At 39.9% G+C, this 18,381-nt stretch carries 17 protein-coding genes; 10 read left to right on the top strand and 7 right to left on the bottom strand.

From position 1 onward, the window contains the following. Positions 1 to 41 precede the first annotated feature (41 nt). Genes ASU1_RS06625 through rsgA form a run of 4 tightly spaced genes read right to left on the bottom strand, consistent with a single transcriptional unit; the run spans position 42 to position 3,360 of the window. Positions 42 to 872 carry a metal ABC transporter permease gene (locus ASU1_RS06625; protein WP_014992005.1) on the bottom strand — a complete coding sequence of 277 codons (831 nt, stop codon included), beginning with the start codon at positions 870 to 872 and terminating at the stop codon, positions 42 to 44. After that, positions 865 to 1,719 (bottom strand): metal ABC transporter permease, encoded by an 855-nt coding sequence (locus ASU1_RS06620; RefSeq protein ID WP_014992004.1) that lies wholly within the window; start codon positions 1,717 to 1,719, stop codon positions 865 to 867. The genes ASU1_RS06625 and ASU1_RS06620 overlap by 8 nt, the downstream gene beginning before the upstream one ends. Continuing rightward, complete coding sequence (gene rnhB / locus ASU1_RS06615) at positions 1,720 to 2,313, bottom strand: ribonuclease HII (RefSeq protein WP_014992003.1); 594 nt, start codon at positions 2,311 to 2,313, stop codon at positions 1,720 to 1,722. A gap of 12 nt (positions 2,314 to 2,325) precedes the next feature. Next, positions 2,326 to 3,360 carry a small ribosomal subunit biogenesis GTPase RsgA gene (gene rsgA / locus ASU1_RS06610; protein ID WP_014992002.1) on the bottom strand — a complete coding sequence of 345 codons (1,035 nt, stop codon included), beginning with the start codon at positions 3,358 to 3,360 and terminating at the stop codon, positions 2,326 to 2,328. A gap of 526 nt (positions 3,361 to 3,886) precedes the next feature. On the opposite strand from rsgA, the gene ASU1_RS06605 reads away from it, so the two are divergent. The 4 genes from ASU1_RS06605 to ASU1_RS06590 are packed head-to-tail and all read left to right on the top strand — an operon-like array spanning position 3,887 to position 7,086. Continuing rightward, the gene (locus tag ASU1_RS06605) at positions 3,887 to 4,777 is read left to right on the top strand and encodes a transcriptional regulator GcvA (protein ID WP_014992001.1); all 891 of its coding nucleotides are present in this window, start codon (positions 3,887 to 3,889) and stop codon (positions 4,775 to 4,777) included. After that, on the top strand, positions 4,778 to 5,455 hold the full coding sequence (yjjG, locus tag ASU1_RS06600; protein WP_014992000.1) for a pyrimidine 5'-nucleotidase: 678 nt from the start codon (positions 4,778 to 4,780) through the stop codon (positions 5,453 to 5,455). A 2-nt stretch (positions 5,456 to 5,457) separates the two neighbouring features. Beyond that, positions 5,458 to 6,441 carry an HTH-type transcriptional regulator CysB gene (gene cysB / locus ASU1_RS06595; protein WP_014991999.1) on the top strand — a complete coding sequence of 328 codons (984 nt, stop codon included), beginning with the start codon at positions 5,458 to 5,460 and terminating at the stop codon, positions 6,439 to 6,441. Beyond that, on the top strand, positions 6,442 to 7,086 hold the full coding sequence (locus tag ASU1_RS06590) for a hypothetical protein (RefSeq protein WP_014991998.1): 645 nt from the start codon (positions 6,442 to 6,444) through the stop codon (positions 7,084 to 7,086). It abuts the gene before it with no gap. Positions 7,087 to 7,164: 78 nt separating this feature from the next. Here ASU1_RS06590 and ansB read toward each other — a convergent pair whose 3' ends face one another. After that, entirely contained in the window at positions 7,165 to 8,214 is a 1,050-nt protein-coding gene (gene ansB / locus ASU1_RS06585; protein WP_014991997.1) for an L-asparaginase 2, read from the bottom strand. Positions 8,215 to 8,518: 304 nt separating this feature from the next. On the opposite strand from ansB, the gene pyrG reads away from it, so the two are divergent. The 3 genes from pyrG (at position 8,519) to ASU1_RS06570 (ending at position 11,600) form a co-directional block, all read left to right on the top strand. Continuing rightward, positions 8,519 to 10,156: a glutamine hydrolyzing CTP synthase gene (gene pyrG / locus ASU1_RS06580; protein WP_014991996.1), complete on the top strand. Its 1,638-nt coding sequence runs from the start codon at positions 8,519 to 8,521 to the stop codon at positions 10,154 to 10,156. A gap of 88 nt (positions 10,157 to 10,244) precedes the next feature. Further along, complete coding sequence (locus ASU1_RS06575; protein ID WP_014991995.1) at positions 10,245 to 10,751, top strand: DUF2301 domain-containing membrane protein; 507 nt, start codon at positions 10,245 to 10,247, stop codon at positions 10,749 to 10,751. A 30-nt stretch (positions 10,752 to 10,781) separates the two neighbouring features. Beyond that, complete coding sequence (locus tag ASU1_RS06570) at positions 10,782 to 11,600, top strand: glycosyltransferase family 2 protein (RefSeq protein WP_014991994.1); 819 nt, start codon at positions 10,782 to 10,784, stop codon at positions 11,598 to 11,600. 42 nt (positions 11,601 to 11,642) lie between these two features. Here ASU1_RS06570 and leuD read toward each other — a convergent pair whose 3' ends face one another. Together leuD and leuC are read right to left on the bottom strand one after the other, a co-directional pair. Continuing rightward, on the bottom strand, positions 11,643 to 12,245 hold the full coding sequence (leuD, locus tag ASU1_RS06565) for a 3-isopropylmalate dehydratase small subunit (RefSeq protein WP_014991993.1): 603 nt from the start codon (positions 12,243 to 12,245) through the stop codon (positions 11,643 to 11,645). A 10-nt stretch (positions 12,246 to 12,255) separates the two neighbouring features. Next, positions 12,256 to 13,665, bottom strand: a complete 1,410-nt coding sequence (gene leuC / locus ASU1_RS06560; RefSeq protein ID WP_014991992.1) for a 3-isopropylmalate dehydratase large subunit — start codon at positions 13,663 to 13,665, stop codon at positions 12,256 to 12,258. Positions 13,666 to 14,111: 446 nt separating this feature from the next. On the opposite strand from leuC, the gene ASU1_RS06555 reads away from it, so the two are divergent. The 3 genes from ASU1_RS06555 to ASU1_RS06545 all read left to right on the top strand — a co-directional run bounded on the left by ASU1_RS06555 (position 14,112) and on the right by ASU1_RS06545 (position 18,373). Then, positions 14,112 to 15,749 carry an ABC transporter substrate-binding protein gene (locus ASU1_RS06555; protein WP_014991991.1) on the top strand — a complete coding sequence of 546 codons (1,638 nt, stop codon included), beginning with the start codon at positions 14,112 to 14,114 and terminating at the stop codon, positions 15,747 to 15,749. 123 nt (positions 15,750 to 15,872) lie between these two features. Further along, positions 15,873 to 16,982: a CdaR family transcriptional regulator gene (locus tag ASU1_RS06550; protein ID WP_014991990.1), complete on the top strand. Its 1,110-nt coding sequence runs from the start codon at positions 15,873 to 15,875 to the stop codon at positions 16,980 to 16,982. 128 nt (positions 16,983 to 17,110) lie between these two features. Next, a complete protein-coding gene (locus ASU1_RS06545) occupies positions 17,111 to 18,373 on the top strand; it encodes a GntP family permease (protein WP_014991989.1) in 1,263 nt (420 codons plus the stop codon). Positions 18,374 to 18,381: the final 8 nt, after the last annotated feature.

Genomic DNA, 18,381 nt, shown 5'->3' with positions numbered 1-18,381 from the left:
CTCTATTGTTTTGCTCTAATTTGCAAATTTACACAAAAATGTTACCGCTTGTGAGTCTTTAAACGGCTGAAACATAGAGCTAAAACAAAAAGACTAGACTGAATGAGAATAATTGTCGGGCCCGTTGCTGCATCAATATGATAGCTCAATATCGTACCAAAAACAGATGAACTGATGGCAATAGTCATTGCGATGACTAACATATAATCAAAGCGGTTTGACAGTTGGTAGGCGGTAATTCCCGGGGCAATTAACATTGCAACAACCAGAATGACACCTACAACTTGCATTGCGCTGATGATAGTTAACGCTAAGAGCGCAAGTAGTCCGTAGTGTAACCATTTGACCGGTAAACCGATAACTTTAGCGTGGCTACTATCGAAGCAATAGAGCAAGAAGTCTTTGCGTTTAAAGATAATGATGCTAAAAGTTACCGCACAAATAATCATGGTTTGAATTAATTCGGCTTGAGTCACACCAAGCAAATTGCCGAATAATAAGTGGGTAAGGTGCTGTTCGGTCGGTAGTGCGGTAAAAAGTACAATACCGAGCGCAAATAAGCCGGCAAACATAATGCCCATAATGGTATCTTCTTTTAAACGAGAGTTTTCTTTAAGATAACCGACGGAAATTGCACAAAATAGCCCAGAGACAAATGCTCCGATGGCTAAAGGGAAGCCTAATAAGTTAGATACGACCACCCCCGGTAATACCGCATGAGAAATCGCATCGCCCATCAATGACCAGCCTTTTAAAATCAAATAACAAGACAATACCGCACAAACAGAAGCGACTAATACCGCAGTAAACAAAGCGGTTTGCATAAATTCAAATTCAAAAGGCTCAATGAACCATAGCACTAACTCATTCATTGATAGCCTCCAAACGCTTACGTTTTTGGCTAATCAAACCGTATTTAGGCGCAAAGCAAAAAGCCAGTAAAAAGATAAAGGTCTGTAAGCAAACAATCACACCACCGGTCGCACCATTTAAAAAATAACTGAGATAGGCACCGATCCCGCTGCTGAGGCTACCGATAAGAATCGCGATAGTGACTAAACGAGAGAATCTGTCTGTCAGTAAATAGGCGGTTGCGCCTGGGGTAACGACCATTGCAATCACTAAGATTGCGCCGACTGTTTGCAATGCCACCACGACACAAGCACTTAATAAGGTAAAGAATAAGATTTTGTAGCGAAGAGGAGAAAGTCCGACAGACAGCGCATGATGTTCATCAAAAAAGGTGAGCAGTAGATCTTTCCAGAAACAGATAAGACCAAGCAGCGATAATCCGATAATGATCGCAACTTGCCACAAATCTTCATCCGCAATACCGAGAATGTTCCCCATCACGATGGCATTAACGTCAACCGAAGTCGGGTTGAGTGATACAATAAACATACCTAGTGCAAAGAATGTGGTAAAGATGAAGCCGATAACCGCATCTTCTTTTATTCGAGTAATACTTTTCACCCATAAAATCGAAAGAGCAGCAAGAATACCGGAAAAAAATGCACCGAAAGCATAAGGAAGTTTTAACGCATAAGCGATAGCAACGCCCGGTACCACGGCATGTGAAAGGGCGTCACCAATTAAAGACCAGCCTTTTAACATTAAAAAGGCGGAGAGAAAAGCACAAACCACACCAACGCCCATACTGACAAAAATCGCTTTTTGCATGTAGTTATATTGGAATGGTTCGAGTAGTAGTTCTAACATTTATAAACCTAAGATTTTCTTCACTGGGGCGAAGCTCTTTCGGTGAAAAGGGGTTGCCCCAAATTGTTCCAGTTTTTCAAAATGTAGTTTAGTCGGATAGCCTTTATGTTTTGCAAAACCGTATTCCGGATATTGCTTATCTAATTCATCCATTTCCTGATCACGTGCAACTTTAGCTAAAATCGAAGCGGCACTGATCTCGGCAACTAAACTATCTCCTTTTATGACCGCTTGTGCTGGCATCGGTAAAGTTGGAATACGATTGCCGTCAACCAACACAAAATCGGGCTGAATATTTAATCCGGCAACCGCTCGCTGCATAGCAAGCATCGTTGCGTGTAAGATATTCAACTGATCGATTTCTTCTGGTTCGGCTCGCCCTAAAGACCAGCAAAGCGCTTTTGCTTTAATTTCCTCCGCTAAAAGCAAACGCTTCTTCTCCGACAGTTTTTTAGAATCGGCTAATCCTTCAATCGGATTATTCGGATCTAAAATAACGGCAGCAGTTACCACTGCGCCGACTAACGGGCCTCTACCGACTTCGTCCACACCTGCGATCAAGTGGGCATTAGGATAAATGAAATTTGTACTCATTGCTATTGATTCTTATTCTTCTGTTCTAAAATGACGCTGACTTTTGGTTTCATCACGGCTTTCAATTAAGCGATGATAGTTTTCAAAGCGAATTGCATTAATTTCGCCTTTTTCGACCGCTTCTCTTATCGCACAGCCCGGATCCGATTTATGTTTACAATCTCGGAATTTACACGTACCTAATACCGATTGAAATTCACGGTAACCAAGCGTGATTTGCTCCGGCTCTAAATGCCATAAACCAAATTCACGAATGCCCGGCGAGTCAATTAAATTGCCCCCTTGCGGTAAATGGTATAAACGAGAAGATGTAGTTGTATGCTGGCCTAACCCCGAAATATCACTCACTGCTCCGGTTAACGCATTTACTTCCGGTAATAATTGGTTGATAAGACTCGACTTTCCTACCCCGGATTGACCAACGAAAATTGAAGTGCCTCGTGATAAATAGCGGTCTAATTTATCCATGTTTTCACCGGTGTCTGCAGACAGACAAAGGGTTTCGTAACCGATATTTTCATAAATCGCTAATTGCTTCTGTACTTCTTGTCGCTCTGTTTCCGAAAGTAAGTCAATTTTATTTAACACGATAAGTGCAGGAATGTTAGCCGTCTCGCAAATCACCAAGTAGCGATCGATAATGTTTAATGAAAGGGTTGGCAATACGGCCGAAACAATAATGATTTGATCGATATTCGCTGCCATCACTTTGATGCCGTCATAATAATCAGGGCGACTTAACTCGTTTTTGCGAGGATAAATCGCCTCAATAACACCGCTGATACCTTGCAATTGCTCACTACCTTGGCGCCAAGATACTTGATCGCCAACGACAACATTTTTTAAAGTACGGCGAAGGTTACAGCGATAAATTTCGCCTTGTGCTGTTTCGACATCAGCGTGTTTTGCGTGGCGGGTAACCACAATACCTTGCTGAACTTCACCAAGCATTTCGTCTTGCCATTCTAATTCGGGTTTTGCGATTTTTTTATGATGATTGGATTTTATTCTGCGTTGTTGGTTTTGGGTAAGTCTGCGTTTACTCAAAGTATTTCTCTTTCGTTAATAAAAATTAGCAGAAAGGATACTACAAAATAGCAGGTTTATATAGCAAATGGGAAAGGAAGTTGAGTTTTTTAAAATGATTGATAAAATTTTTTAGTTTTTTGGTGAATTGATAAGAAATTTTAATGAAAATGTTCGTTATCCACTAGCAGGATTTATTCTTTCTGTTACAATGCGGGAATTCAAGACGAAAAAAAACCGCCCAAATCGGGCGGTCAATAAACCAAAAGGGTTCAAAATATACAGGAAGTGAAACGAGTAACTAAATGTTACTCTAGTCTAGTTTCCTAGACCAATATGCAAACACAACATCATACTTAAAAATCTGAAATAGTTAAATCAGTAAAAAAATACATTCTTACTGCTTAACTATCACTATCCGTCTAAGTACGGCGCGCATTATAGTGATGTTAGACCAGTATGACAAGCTAAAAATTTTAATTTTAACTATCAAAAAAAATAATGCGATAGAAATGAGCTATCTACGGAAAAAATAGAATTATTACTTATGAATAAAAAACTTCCTCCTTTAAACGCCTTAAAAGCATTTGAATCTGCAGCTCGCCATCTTAACTTTACTAAGGCGGCAGACGATTTATTTGTCACTCAAGCGGCGGTTAGTCATCAAATTAAATTATTAGAAGATTTTTTAGGTGTATCGTTGTTTCATCGTCGTAACCGACTTCTAGAACTCACCGAAATCGGTGCGCAATATTTTGAAGATATTCAACCGCTTCTTGAACAAATTGCCAGTGCAACAGAAAAAGTAAAACTTAAAAATAGCCGCCAAATTCTTTCAATCAGTACAACGCCTTCGTTTGGAATGCACTGGTTAGTGCCTCGTCTTAATGCATTTCACAAGAAGCATCCTGATATTGAGGTTCGTTTAACAACAGCTTCACAAGATGAAGGTTTATTGGGTAAAGATATTGATGTAGCAATTTATTATGGTTCAGGTAACTGGCAAAATCTTGAGGCTATCGAACTTGTACAAGCCCGAATTATGATCTTAGCTTCACCAGAATATTTACGTGAAAACCCGATTAGTAAACCGGAAGATTTAGAAGGGAAAAATTTAATTCATGTATGTTCTCATACCAAGTGGAAACAAATGGCAGAGCATCTGAATTTAAATCATATGGATGCTGAATCCGGTCCGATGTATTCCACAACTTCGATGGGAATTCAGGCGGCAAAACATCGTCAAGGTGTTGTAGTTGCAAATAGAATGCTTGCACAAGATGAAATTGAAGAGGGGTCAGTAATTGAACCTTTCGTAACAGATGTTTATGATGAAAAAGCATTTTATGTGGTTTACCCACCGCAAATGAAAGAAGTGGCAAAGGTACAACATTTTGTCGAATGGATTACGCATGAAATAGAAGGAAGTTACAAATAGATGAAATATCGTTGGATTTTATTTGATGCGGATGAAACGCTTTTTTCGTTTAATTCTTATGACGGATTAAAAGCGATGCTTGCTCGTTATCATATTGATTTTAGTCGTATGGATTACGAACAATTTCAAGCGGTTAATAAACCGCTTTGGGTGGCTTATCAGAATAATGAAATTACTGCAAAAGATATACAGGCACGTCGCTTTGCTAAACTTTCAGCACAAACCGGTGTGGATGCGTTGCAACTGAATCAGGAGCTGATGGCTGAGATGGCCATTGTCAGTAAACCGCTGAATGGGGTGATGGCAATGCTTAATCAGTTGTATGGTAAAGTCAAAATGGGGATTATCACTAATGGTTTTACCGAGCTACAACAGCAACGATTATTAAATACCGATACGCAACACTTTTTCGAATTTGTTGCCGTTTCGGAGCAAATCGGTGCGGCAAAACCAGATCGTCAGGTTTTTGAGTATGCTTTTGCTTTAATGGATGAGCCGGATAAGACTAAAATCTTGATGGTGGGTGATACGTTAGCTTCTGATGTGCTTGGTGGTAATAATGCCGGAATTGATACTTGTTGGTTTAATCATGCAGGAGTAGTGAATGATACCCAGACTCGACCAACTTATGAAATTACGAATATTGCCGAATTAATTGAAATCGTAAAAGGAAAATAGCAATGAAATTACAGCAGTTACGTTATATCGTTGAAATTGTGAATCAAAATCTAAATATTACTGAAGCCGCTGAAACGCTTTATACTTCCCAACCGGGAATTAGTAAGCAAGTGCGTTTATTGGAAAGTGAGCTAGGAATTAATATTTTTGAGAGAAATGGTAAACATATCAAAGGGTTAACGCCTGCTGGAGAAAAAATAGTTGCGATTGCTCGAGAATTATTGGTTAAAGCACAAAGTATTAAATCGGTGGCGGAGGAACAGACTCGCCCGAATTGCGGTGTATTAAGAATTGCCACTCCTAATACGCAAGCTCGTTATGTTTTACCACCGATTATTGAGAAATTCAAAACCAAGTACCCGGAAGTTAGTTTGCAATTACATCAAGGCTCACCGAGCCAAATCTACGATGCGCTTATGGCTGGCGAAGTAGATCTCGCTATTACAACCGAAGCGCAGCATTTATTTGAAGATGCGATTTTATTGCCGTGTTATTTATGGAATCGTTCAGTAATTGTTAAACCGGATCATCCGTTAGCTAAATTTGCGAACCAAAGTCAGAACTTAACGGTCGAAGAGCTAGGTAAATATGATCTGATCACTTATACTTTCGGGTTTACAGGTCAGTCGGATCTAGACCATGCATTTAATAAAGTAGGTATTTTGCCGCATATCGTGTTTACTGCAACAGATGCGGATGTGATTAAAACCTATGCACGTTTGGGCTTAGGTGTCGGGATTATGGCGTCGATGGCATATACCGAAGCGGATAGCGATTTGGTAGCAATCGATGCAAGCCATTTATTCCAATCAAGTATGACGCAAATTGCATTTAAACGAGGCACATTCCTACGTAATTATATGTATGATTTTATTAATTATTTCTCGCCGCATTTAACTAAAATGCAGGTTGAGAAAGCAGAACAATTACGAGAAAGTAATGCCATTCTTCGTTTGTTCGAAAGTACAAAATTAGAGGAAAAATAAATGAGTTTTTTTAAAAAAATTGCGCTTTCATTTTTTGCAATTTCTTCATTAATTTCAACCGCTTGGGCAGAAGACTTTAATATAAAATATAGCTCGAATTATTTAATGCCGGCTTATGTGCATTTTAAAAATGGAGCGGGTCAGTATTCGATTCAATCGAAAATTAATGTGCCGTTATATAACATTGTTTTCTCAGCGAAAGGGACGGAACGTAACGGTCAATTTAATATGTTGAGCTACCGTGATACACGTAATGGTAAAACCTATGCATTGGCAGAGATTGATTCAAGTACGGTTAAGTACGGTAAAGCGAAAGAGCCTTTAAAACAAGAGGCGTTAACGATGCCGACGTTTGATTTATTTACAACGGCATTTCAGTTGAGCTATTACGATCAATTACCAACGAGTTTTCAAACGACAAACGGTAAAAAGTTATACCCGACACCGAATGTGAAATTAAATAAAGTTCAGAAAACAGTTAAAGTAAAAGGGCAAACTTATCAAGAAATTACTTATAGCTTTAAAACCAGCGATCAAAAAGCGATTACCGTGAAAAAATATGTAGGGGAAAAATTCCCTCGTTATATTTCATATAATCGTGATGGCGATAATTACGAGCTAACCTTTGATAGCTTTGTAAAATAAGCGACAGTTACGAAAAGACAAGCGGTCTATTTTTCGCAAAATTTTGCAAGAAATAGACCGCTTGCTTATAGGCGAAAACTAGAAGTCTTCAAAATATTGTTGGATAGTATTGATGTCTTTGGTTTGGGTTAAGGCAAGTTGTAATAATACACGTGCTTTTTGCGGATTGAGTGTGCCGGATGCCGCAAAGCCATATTTAGAATCATCGACTTCTGCATCACGAGTGGTATAGCCGGTTGGCACTCGTGAAGAGCGAACCACTGCAACACCATTTTTTGCCGCCTGTTCAAGTAACGCTAAATTCGCCGCATTCATATTACCGTTACCGACACCGGCAACCACAATACCTTGATAACCCGCATCCAATAAGGCTTTAAGCGGTTCGGTCGGCATATTTGAATAAGCGTAGATAATACCGACTTTCGGCAGTTCATTCAGATTATCAACCTTAAATGGGGTATTTAGCGTGTGTTTGCTTTCCGGCGCACGTTCGTAATCGACTTTACTATTATGAATATAGCCGAGCGTACCGAAGTTTGGCGAACTGAATGTTTGTACGGCGGTAGTGCTGGTTTTGGTCACGTCTCTCGCACCCAGTACCACATCATTCATTGCGACTAACACACCGCGTTTTGCCGATTTTTTATCTTTAGCCACTACAATTGAATTATATAAATTCAGCGGGCCATCAGCGCTTTTTTCTGTCGCAGGGCGCATTGCACCGACAAGCACGACAGGCTTATCGCATTTTACCGTCATATCGAGGAAATATGCGGTTTCTTCCATCGTATCCGTACCATGAGTAATCACAAAGCCGTCCGTATTAGCACATTGATTATTAATGGTTTTCGCTAATTTCAGCCATACTTCGTCACTCATATCCTGTGAGCCGATTTTGACTACTTGTTCACCTTTAATATTTGCCAGCGTTTTCATCTCTGGTACGGCTTCGATTAATGTATCGATGTTTAATTGCCCTGCTTGATAGGCTGAACTCACTGCACTTTGTCCGCTACCGGCAATCGTTCCGCCGGTTGCTAAAATCGTAATATTTGGTAATTCCGCCGCATATACGCTTGAAATCGCCATAGAAAGAACAGCAGATAAAGCAAGTTTTTTGGGTTTCATATAAGCTCCTTAAGATTTTAAAAAGATAAGAAATTATCCCATGTAATCCTATGTAAATAGAAACGGTTACTGCTTGTTGTTTGATCTCGTTCACAAAATTTCTGAATTGAACAAGCGGTCAAATTTTTCCTTTTTATTGCAAAATAAAGTTGTAAAAAATTGGTTAAATTTGACCGCTTGCTGATTTTTCCGATAGCACAAAAATACCTTTTACTGTATACTACGCTCCCGTCCTGATAGTTTTATTTTACTATCCATTCCGAATTTTCTTATCTATTTAACTGATTATCAAAGGCAGATCAAAATGGCAACGAATTATATTTTCGTGACGGGCGGTGTTGTTTCATCTTTAGGCAAAGGTATTGCCGCTGCATCTCTCGCATCAATTCTCGAAGCTCGTGGTTTAAATGTAACCATTATGAAGCTAGATCCTTATATCAACGTTGACCCGGGTACAATGAGTCCTACTCAACACGGTGAAGTTTTTGTTACGCAAGATGGGGCGGAAACTGACTTAGACTTAGGGCACTATGAGCGTTTTATCCGTTCTAAAATGAGCAAAGCGAACAACTTTACCAGCGGTAAGATTTATTCTGAAGTATTACGTAAAGAACGTCGCGGCGATTATTTAGGTGCGACAATCCAAGTAATTCCGCACATCACCAATGAAATTAAAGAACGTGTGATTGAAGGCGGCAAAGGTCGTGATGTAGTTATCGTTGAAGTTGGCGGTACGGTAGGCGATATTGAATCGTTACCGTTCTTAGAAGCGTTACGTCAGTTAGCGGTGGATGTCGGTCGTGAAAAAACCTTATTTATGCACTTAACCTTAGTGCCTTATATTCCGACTGCAGGTGAAGTGAAAACTAAACCGACTCAACACTCGGTAAAAGAATTACTTTCAATCGGTATTCAACCGGATGTGTTAATTTGTCGTTCGGAGCGTGCAATTCCAAGCAATGAACGTAAAAAAATCGCCTTATTCTGTAACGTGCCGGAACGTGCGGTGATTTCATTAAAAGACGTGGATTCGATTTACCGTATTCCTGAATTACTGAAATCACAAGGCTTAGATAGTTTTGTTTGTGATCGTTTCCGCCTAGATTGTCCGGAAGCCGATTTAAGCGAATGGGAACAAGTGCTTTATCGCCAAGCGAACCCGACCGGTGAAGTGACTATCGGTATGGTGGGTAAATATGTTGAATTACCGGATGCGTATAAATCGGTAAACGAAGCGTTAAAACACGCTGGTTTAACCAATCGCTTAACGGTAAATATCAAGTATATTGATTCACAAGATATTGAAACCAAAGGTGTTGAATTACTCCATGGCTTAGATGCGATTTTAGTGCCGGGCGGTTTTGGCTACCGTGGTGTGGAAGGTAAAATCCGTACCGCACAATATGCACGTGAGAACAAAATCCCTTATTTAGGTATTTGTTTAGGTATGCAGATCGCACTTATCGAATATGCACGTAACGTAGCAGGTTTAACCCAAGCAAATTCATCTGAGTTTGATAAAGATTGTCCGCAACCGGTAGTTGGTTTAATTACTGAATGGCAAGATGAGTCAGGTAATGTGGAAACACGCTCTGACGATTCGGATTTAGGCGGTACAATGCGTTTAGGTGCACAACAATGTCACTTAATCGAAGGTACTAAAGCACGTGAAGTGTATGGTGCGGAAACCATTGTTGAGCGTCACCGTCACCGTTATGAGGTAAACAATACTTTATTACCACAAATCGAAGCAGCAGGCTTAAAAGTGAGTGGCTTATCGGCAGACCGTAAGTTAGTGGAAATCATTGAAGTGCCGAATCACCCATGGTTTATTGCAGCGCAATTCCATCCGGAATTCACGTCAACCCCACGTGACGGTCACCCATTATTTGCCGGCTTTGTAAAAGCGGCAAAAGACTATCAAGATAGTCACAAAGCGTAAGCTGTAAGGCTTTTCTTTCTCAAGCGGTCAATTTCTTGCAAAATTTTGCGAAAAATTGACCGCTTGTTATTTATAAAAGGAGTAAAAAATGGCTGATCCACATATTCAATCACCGATGGATTTTTGGGATTATTTAACCGTGATTCTATATCGAACAGGTTTTGTGATTGCGACAATAATGTTGCTGCTATTACCTTATCATTTACAATTGGCACAAAAAGGCTTACTGATTGCCGGCGTGCTGCTTGCTTCCTCTTTACATCTCTATTTAAAAACTTTCCGTTTTCTGTTTCAATTTGCGGTATGGATTGGATTATTGTGCTATATTTTCAACCTACCGTTGATGGCATTGGGTGCAATGTTATTTACCATCGGCGGCTTAAGTTACAAAGAGTATTTTTGCTTTAGAGTATTCGGCTTAAATTTTCAGCCTATTTTAATGGCAGTACTTTGGTTATCGATCGTTTTTGAGCAAAATATATTATTACAACTATTCAGTATTGTTTGTGGTCTATTGTTACTTATATTAAGTATTCAAAAATGGCGAATGCCGTTACATTTTGATATTGGTGATAAAACCAAGTATCAAATATAAAATTATAAATTTATCCCTGAGGAGTGAATAATGTCTGTTACAGCCCCTTCTGTAGCAATTATTACATCAACAATAGGTCGTCCGCATTTAGAACGAGCTATTCTAAGTGTACAGCAACAGAGCTATGCCAATTGCAAGCACTATATTTTTGTCGATGGTCAGCAATTTTCTGCGAATGCGAAAGCGATTGTAGAGAAGTACCCACAAGTGGTAGTGACATACCTACCGATGAATACCGGTGCGAATGGTTGGACAAATAGCAGTATCAATGCGATTGCCCCGTTTTTGGTTAAAGAAGATCTCATCTGTTATTTAGATGATGATAACTGGTATGAGCCTAATCATGTGGAAAACTGTGTTCGTCAGCTTACTGCACACCAATATGATTATGTTTATAGCATGCGTAACTTTATGAATGTGGAAACCGGAAAATTTATTTGCCAAGATACATTTGAGTCAGTCGGTAAATATCACAAAATGGTTGGCGATATTGATGTTTCGTCCGATGCTTTAGGAATTTCCGGTACGATTTGTTTAGAGCGTAAAAACCATATTGATACAAACTGTTACTGCTTAAAACGTGAAGTGGCGATCAAAGCAAGTCAATATTGGTATTCAGGGGAATGTAATGATAACAATGTGTCTAACTGGTTATTATCTTCTAATGAGTACCGGGGCGATTGTACCCATACCTTCTGTGTGAATTATGCATTGGATGTAAAACGTTTTGCAGAGGGGATTTATGAATCTGTTTCCGCCAGAGTTTCGGATGAGGTCACCGAAGCGCAGAAAATAGAAATATTAGAAGATTTTGTTTATCATATTTCGAATTTTTATAAGAGCCAATAAAATAAAGCCAAGTAGCGATACTTGGCTTTATGTTTTATCAGACTAACGTAAAAATGCTGGAATCTTACTTTCGTAAGCGGCGATAGCATCTTCGTGTTGTAGGGTCAAACCGATATTATCTAACCCGTTTAATAAACAGTGACGGCGGAATTCGTCTAGTTCAAAACGATAAACTTTTTCACCGACCGTTACCGTCATTGCTTCTAAATCAATATGGATTTGTTTGCCTTCGTTCGCCCACACCCATTGGAAAATTTCTTCCACTTCTTCTTCACTTAAGCGAATCGGAAGCATATGATTGTTTAAGCTATTATTATAAAAAATGTCTGCAAAGCTCGGGGCAATCATCACTTTGAAACCATAATCGGCTAACGCCCAAGGTGCGTGTTCACGAGAAGAACCACAGCCTAAATTTTTACGAGCCAGTAAAATGGTCGCCCCTTGATATTGTGGAAAATTCAAAACGAAATCCGGATTTAATTGGGTTTCTTCCGCATCTAAATAACGCCATTCGTGGAATAAATGCTTACCGAAGCCGACACGAGTAATTGCTTGTAAGAACTGTTTTGGAATGATTGCGTCAGTATCCACATTTGCCGCATCAAGCGGAACGACTAAACCTGAGTGTTGTTTTAATCCTGCCATTTTTTTATCCTTAATTTAATTCCACGTGACGAATATCTACAAATTTACCGAACATTGCTGCTGCCGCCGCCATTGCCGGGCTAACTAAGTGGGTGCGACCGTTACGGCCTTGACGACCTTCAAAGTTACGGTTAGAGGTTGAAGCACAACGTTCCCATTCGCCTAAACGGTCATCATTCATACCTAAACACATTGAACAGCCCGGATTACGCCATTCTGCGCCAGCCTCGATAAAGATCTTATCTAAACCTTCTTTTTCCGCCTGTTCTTTTACTAAGCCCGAACCCGGTACAACTAGCACACGTTTTACGTTATCCGCTTTTTTACGACCTTTCATTACTGCCGCCGCTGCACGTAAGTCTTCAATACGAGAGTTAGTACAAGAGCCGATAAATACTTGATCCACAGGAATATCTTTCATATCCGTGTTGGCTTCTAAACCAATATATGCCAATGCTTTTTCTGCAGAGGCTTTTGTCACCGGATCCGCCATTTCTTGTGGATTTGGCACAACTTGGTCAATGCCGATAACTTGCCCCGGGTTGGTTCCCCAAGTCACTTGTGGCGCAATATCTTTCGCTTCTAATACAACTACCGTGTCAAAGACTGCATCATCGTCTGATTTTAATGTTTTCCAATATTCGACTGCATCATCCCAATCTTTGCCTTTTGGTGCATGCGGACGGCCTTTTAAGTAAGCAAAAGTAGTTTCATCCGGTGCGACTAAACCGGCTTTAGCGCCGAATTCGATCGCCATATTACATACCGTCATACGGCCTTCCATTGATAAATCACGAATCGCTTCGCCGCAGAACTCCACCACGTGACCGGTACCGCCCGCCATGGTTGTTTTACCGATAATTGCAAGCACGATATCTTTTGCGGTAATGCCCGGGTTCACTTTGCCGCGAACTTCCACTTTCATACTTTTTGCACGCGCTTGTTTTAAGGTTTGAGTTGCAAGCACGTGTTCTACTTCAGAAGTACCGATACCAAATGCAAGCGCACCGAAAGCACCGTGTGTAGCAGTATGAGAATCACCGCATACAATGGTCATACCCGGTAGGGTTAAACCTTGCTCCGGTCCCATTACGTGTACGATACCTTGTTCTTTGGTTTGCATATCGAATAACGAGATACCACTTGCTTCACAGTTTTTCGCTAATTCTAAAACTTGGATTTTCGCTTGACCTTCTAATTTATTTACGTCACGCACTTGGGTAGAAATACTGTGATCCATTGTGCCGAATGTCTTGTTAACTTGACGAACTTGGCGGCCGGCAACACGTAAACCGTCAAACGCTTGCGGGCTTGTCACTTCATGAATTAAATGGCGGTTGATATAAAGAATCGGCGTTTCGCCTGCGGCTTCATATACAACGTGAGCATCAAATAGTTTTTCGTATAATGTTTTTGCCATGATATTGTCCAACTCTAAAATAAATATTGTGAATGCATATGAATAAATAAGCGGTCAAATTTGCTTTCTTTTTTGCAAAAGCAACCGCTTACCTATTAGTGCTAATGAATATAACGGTTAAAAAAATGAAAGTAAAACGCTATTTTTGCAAAAAATGGCGTTTTTTATTCTAATGAGTAAGTAAAAAAATGCCTGTTATTGAGAAAATACAGAATTTTATTCTGAGTTATTTCGTATGTATAGACGCTTATCTATGCTTTGTAACGCTTTATAGCGTGATTACCTAACTTATTTTTATTGAATAATTTGCAATAAAAGGTGATTCCTATCACAAAATGGAAAAAAAGCGAGAAGAATTAAAACGTAGCGCTTTACAAAGTTATTTTTTTGTTTTAAAACTTTAAGGATATACGTATTATATATTTATTCAAATAAAGGGAATAATTATGCAAACAAAACTGACTCGCTCATTATTAAATATCGCAATCGTACTTGGCTTATCCAGCACGGCTTTTGCCGCAAAAGTGCCGGAAGGAACGGTATTGGCGGAAAAACAAGAAATTATTATTAATAACGGTTCAGAGCCTGCCAGTTTTGACCCGCAAAAAATAGAAGGTGTGCCTGAATCACAAGTCGCTTATCAGTTATTTGAAGGGCTGATTACTAAAGATGAAGAAGGAAAATTACAAGCCGGTGTGGCAGAGAGCTGGCAGAGTTCTCCCGATTACAAAACCTGGACATTTAAATTGCGTCAAAATGCAAAATGGGCAAACGGAGAGCCGGTAACGGCACATGATTTTGTCTATGCGTGGCAGCGTTTAGCCAATCCATTAACCGCTTCACCTTATGCAAGTTATCTGACTTATTTACAAGTGGAAAATGCGCAAGAGATTATTGATGGCAAGAAAAAACCGGAAGAACTGGGCGTGAAAGCGGTAGATGACTATACGTTAGTGCTGTCGTTAACTAATCCGGTTCCTTATGCAAATGAATTAACCACCCATTCATCATTATTGCCGGTAAATAAAAAAGTAGTGGAACAGTTTGGTGATAGTTGGGCAAAAAAAGCGAACTTAGTTGGTAACGGTGCGTATAAATTAGCTGAACATGTTATCAATGAAAAAATCGTGTTTGAGCGTAATACAAATTATTGGAATGACAAAGAAACTGTGATCAATAAAGCAACATATTTAGCCATTCCGAATGCGACTACCGATGTGGCTCGTTATAAAGCAGGAGATTTAGATGTAACGAACTATACGCTACCACCGGAACAGTTTGCTAAGTTGAAAAAAGATCTGCCGGAAGAAGTCTTTACCGCAAGAACACTTTCTACTTATTTATATGAAATTAATTTGAATAGAAAACCGTTTGATGATCTTCGAGTACGTAAAGCATTAAATTTAGCGCTCGATCGTACGATTATCGCCGATAAGGTGCTAGGACAAGGGCAAACGCCGACTTATGTATTTACACCGACCTATATTCACGAAGGACAAAAAATTCAATCGCCTGAATATAGCCAGCAAGCAATGGCAGAACGTAATGCACAAGCGGTTAAATTATTGGAAGAAGCCGGTTTTAGTAAAGCGAATCCATTGAAATTCTCGATTTTATATAACACCAATGACAACCATAAAAAAATTGCAATTGCCGCCGCTTCATTATGGAAAGCCAATACTAAAGGGCTAGTTCAAGTTGAATTAGAAAATCAAGAATGGAAAACCTATTTAGATACACGCCGTGAAGGTAAATATGATTTAGCACGTGCAGGTTGGTCTGCAGATTATAACCAAGCAAGCACTTTCGTGACGTATTTCCTATCGGATTCAAGTAACAACAAAACAGGTTATGCAAGTAAAGCGTATGATGAAGCAGTAGCAGAGTCCTACAAAGCGACGGATGCGGAAGGCAGAGCGACCGCTTATGCGAAAGCGGAAAAAGTACTTGCGGACGATTACGCTATCGTGCCGATTTATAACTATGTGAACCCACGTTTAGTCAAACCGTATGTGAAAGGTTATAGTGGTAAAGATCCGCAAGATGATATTTTGTTGCGTAACTTATATATTATTAAACATTAATCTTTATCCCCTGCTTGTCAGGGGATTGTTTTTTAAGCGGTTTGTTTTTTCTGATTTTTTGCAAAAAATTGGAAAAATTTGACCGCTTGTCGCTTATTTTTTGCGTTAATTAGAGAAGAAATGATGAAACTAGACAAACAAACCGCACAAGCGATTGTCAAACGCACCATGCAAATTATTCCAAATTCAGTGAATGTGATGGACGAACAGGGCATTATTATTGCCTCCGGCGACCCGAGTCGCGTAGGTGAGCGTCATACCGGTGCCGTAATTGTATTACGTCATGATCAAGCGGTAGAAATTGACGAAAAATTAGCAAAACAGTGGAACTATGAAGCGAGAGAAGGGCTGAATTTACCGATTCGCTATTTAGGTAAAACGATCGGCGTGATCGGTATTTCAGGTGCACCGGAGGCTGTTCGTCATTATGCGGAATTAGTCACTATGGCGGCGGAATTAATTGTCGAACAAGCGATCGTTTTGGAAACGGAACGCTGGCAGCGCCGTTATAAAGAAGAATTTATTCGCCAATTATTAAAAGGCAGCTTAAGTAAGGAACAAACAGAGCAGCAGGCTCGTTTCTTTAATTTAGATCCGGCTCAAGCATTGGCTGCGATTATTATCAAATTAAATAAGCCTACTTCAGCAGAGCTGCAGACTGTTTTATTACATTTAGAGCAGCAGCAACAGAATGCCAGTGTTGTTGTGGTTGATTTAGATAAATTAGTTTTGCTGCTACCGGCAGAAGAATTACTTCATCGACAAAAACATAAAACACTTAACCAGTTGTTTCCGTCACAAGCGGTTGAAGCGGATTATCGTATGGTAATCGGTTGTCAGGTTGGACATTTTGTTGAAGCGCATTTTTCTTATCAATCAGCATTACATACCTTAGCGTATGCGGAAAATAATCACACGAAAAAGCAGATTATCTGTTTTGAAGATTATCGCTTACAGGCGCTATTAGCGGATTTTTCTCATTCGTGGCAAGCCAAAGAATTATTTACACCGGTTCAACAGTTAATTTCTCAAGATGAGAAAAACGTGCTGTTTAAAAGTTTGCAGCAATATTTTTTGTCAAATTGTGATCTGGTTCACGCTTCGGAAAAATTGTTTATTCATCAAAATACCTTACGTTATCGTTTAGAACGAATCGAACAAATAACTTCTTTATCTTTCAATAAGATAGAAGATAAATTTATTTTATATTTAGGTGCGATTTTAATGCCTTGATTTGTTGAATTTTACAATATTACCCGGTGTAACTCGCTATTTTTTGTAATTTTCACTAACGACTTTCCATTAAAAATCCGCATAATGCCGAACAATTTATTTATGTTTTTGGTATTAAGGAGAACAATATGGTTGCGGTAACTGCAGTCGGTGCTGTTGTAGCACTATCAGTCGCGATAGTTTTAATCTTAAAGAAAGTACCGCCGGCATACGGTATGTTAATCGGGGCATTGGTCGGTGGTTTAATCGGCGGTGCGGATCTGTCGCAAACCGTGAGCTTAATGATTGGCGGAGCGCAAGGAATTACCACGGCGGTAATGCGGATCTTAGCCGCTGGGGTATTAGCCGGTGTGTTAATTGAATCCGGTGCGGCAAGTACCATTGCTGAAACCATCGTGAAAAAATTAGGTGAAACCCGTGCATTACTCGCACTAGTGCTTTCAACTATGATTTTGACTTCTGTTGGGGTATTTGTGGATGTGGCGGTGATTACCGTTTCTCCAATCGCATTAGCGTTGGCGAAACGTGGTGATTTATCGAAACCGGCTATCTTATTAGCGATGATTGGTGGCGGTAAAGCCGGTAACATTATGTCGCCAAACCCAAATGCGATTGCTGCTTCAGACGCTTTCCATCTACCGCTCACTTCTGTTATGGCAGCAGGTATCCTTCCGGCCATTTTCGGTATTATTCTGACCTATTTTTTAGCCAAACGCCTTATCAACAAAGGTTCAAAAGTGGCGGATAACGAAGTCTCTGCAAATAATCTGCAAAATTTACCCGCTTTCCTACCGGCAATTACCGCACCGCTTTGTGCGATTATCTTATTAGCATTACGCCCTATTGCGGATATTAAAATTGATCCGCTGATCGCATTACCGCTTGGCGGTTTAGTCGGTGCGTTGGCAATGGGCAAATTAAAACAAGTGAATCAATTTGCCACTTCAGGCTTATTAAAAATGTCACCGGTTGCCGTGATGTTATTAGGTACAGGGGCGTTAGCCGGTATTATTGCTAATTCGGGTTTAAAAGATGTGTTAATTGAAGCGCTTACCGCTTCAGGCTTACCGTCTTATTTACTTGCACCGATTTCAGGGGCGTTAATGTCACTGGCAACCGCTTCAACTACAGCAGGTACGGTGGTAGCGTCAAACGTATTTAGTGCAACCTTAATTGAATTAGGTGTAAGTGCATTGGCTGGTGCGGCAATGATTCACGCCGGTGCGACCGTATTTGACCATATGCCGCACGGTTCTTTCTTCCACGCCACCGGCGGAAGCGTCAATATGGATATGAAAGAACGCTTAAAATTGATTCCGTATGAAACAGCGGTCGGTTTAATTATGACTATTGTTTCAACCTTGGTATTTGGTGTGTTTAAATTATTCTAAGAGGTAAA

Origin of the sequence: Actinobacillus suis ATCC 33415 (genome assembly GCF_000739435.1) — a bacterium.
GTDB lineage: Bacteria > Pseudomonadota > Gammaproteobacteria > Enterobacterales > Pasteurellaceae > Actinobacillus > Actinobacillus suis.
The sequence above is the reverse complement of the archived record's forward strand: the minus strand, read 5'-3'. Positions and strand labels throughout refer to the sequence as shown.

What these genes read in the sequence shown, in the direction of transcription:
- pyrG (WP_014991996.1), top strand. Translation starts at nt 8,519, where the DNA reads ATGGCAACGAATTATATTTTCGTGACGGGCGGTGTTGTTTCATCTTTA.
- leuC (WP_014991992.1), bottom strand. Translation starts at nt 13,665, where the DNA reads ATGGCAAAAACATTATACGAAAAACTATTTGATGCTCACGTTGTATAT.
- ASU1_RS06590 (WP_014991998.1), top strand. Translation starts at nt 6,442, where the DNA reads ATGAGTTTTTTTAAAAAAATTGCGCTTTCATTTTTTGCAATTTCTTCA.
- rnhB (WP_014992003.1), bottom strand. Translation starts at nt 2,313, where the DNA reads ATGAGTACAAATTTCATTTATCCTAATGCCCACTTGATCGCAGGTGTG.
- yjjG (WP_014992000.1), top strand. Translation starts at nt 4,778, where the DNA reads ATGAAATATCGTTGGATTTTATTTGATGCGGATGAAACGCTTTTTTCG.
- ASU1_RS06625 (WP_014992005.1), bottom strand. Translation starts at nt 872, where the DNA reads ATGAATGAGTTAGTGCTATGGTTCATTGAGCCTTTTGAATTTGAATTT.
- ASU1_RS06620 (WP_014992004.1), bottom strand. Translation starts at nt 1,719, where the DNA reads ATGTTAGAACTACTACTCGAACCATTCCAATATAACTACATGCAAAAA.
- ASU1_RS06575 (WP_014991995.1), top strand. Translation starts at nt 10,245, where the DNA reads ATGGCTGATCCACATATTCAATCACCGATGGATTTTTGGGATTATTTA.
- cysB (WP_014991999.1), top strand. Translation starts at nt 5,458, where the DNA reads ATGAAATTACAGCAGTTACGTTATATCGTTGAAATTGTGAATCAAAAT.
- ASU1_RS06555 (WP_014991991.1), top strand. Translation starts at nt 14,112, where the DNA reads ATGCAAACAAAACTGACTCGCTCATTATTAAATATCGCAATCGTACTT.
- ASU1_RS06545 (WP_014991989.1), top strand. Translation starts at nt 17,111, where the DNA reads ATGGTTGCGGTAACTGCAGTCGGTGCTGTTGTAGCACTATCAGTCGCG.
- ASU1_RS06550 (WP_014991990.1), top strand. Translation starts at nt 15,873, where the DNA reads ATGAAACTAGACAAACAAACCGCACAAGCGATTGTCAAACGCACCATG.
- leuD (WP_014991993.1), bottom strand. Translation starts at nt 12,245, where the DNA reads ATGGCAGGATTAAAACAACACTCAGGTTTAGTCGTTCCGCTTGATGCG.
- ASU1_RS06605 (WP_014992001.1), top strand. Translation starts at nt 3,887, where the DNA reads ATGAATAAAAAACTTCCTCCTTTAAACGCCTTAAAAGCATTTGAATCT.
- ansB (WP_014991997.1), bottom strand. Translation starts at nt 8,214, where the DNA reads ATGAAACCCAAAAAACTTGCTTTATCTGCTGTTCTTTCTATGGCGATT.
- ASU1_RS06570 (WP_014991994.1), top strand. Translation starts at nt 10,782, where the DNA reads ATGTCTGTTACAGCCCCTTCTGTAGCAATTATTACATCAACAATAGGT.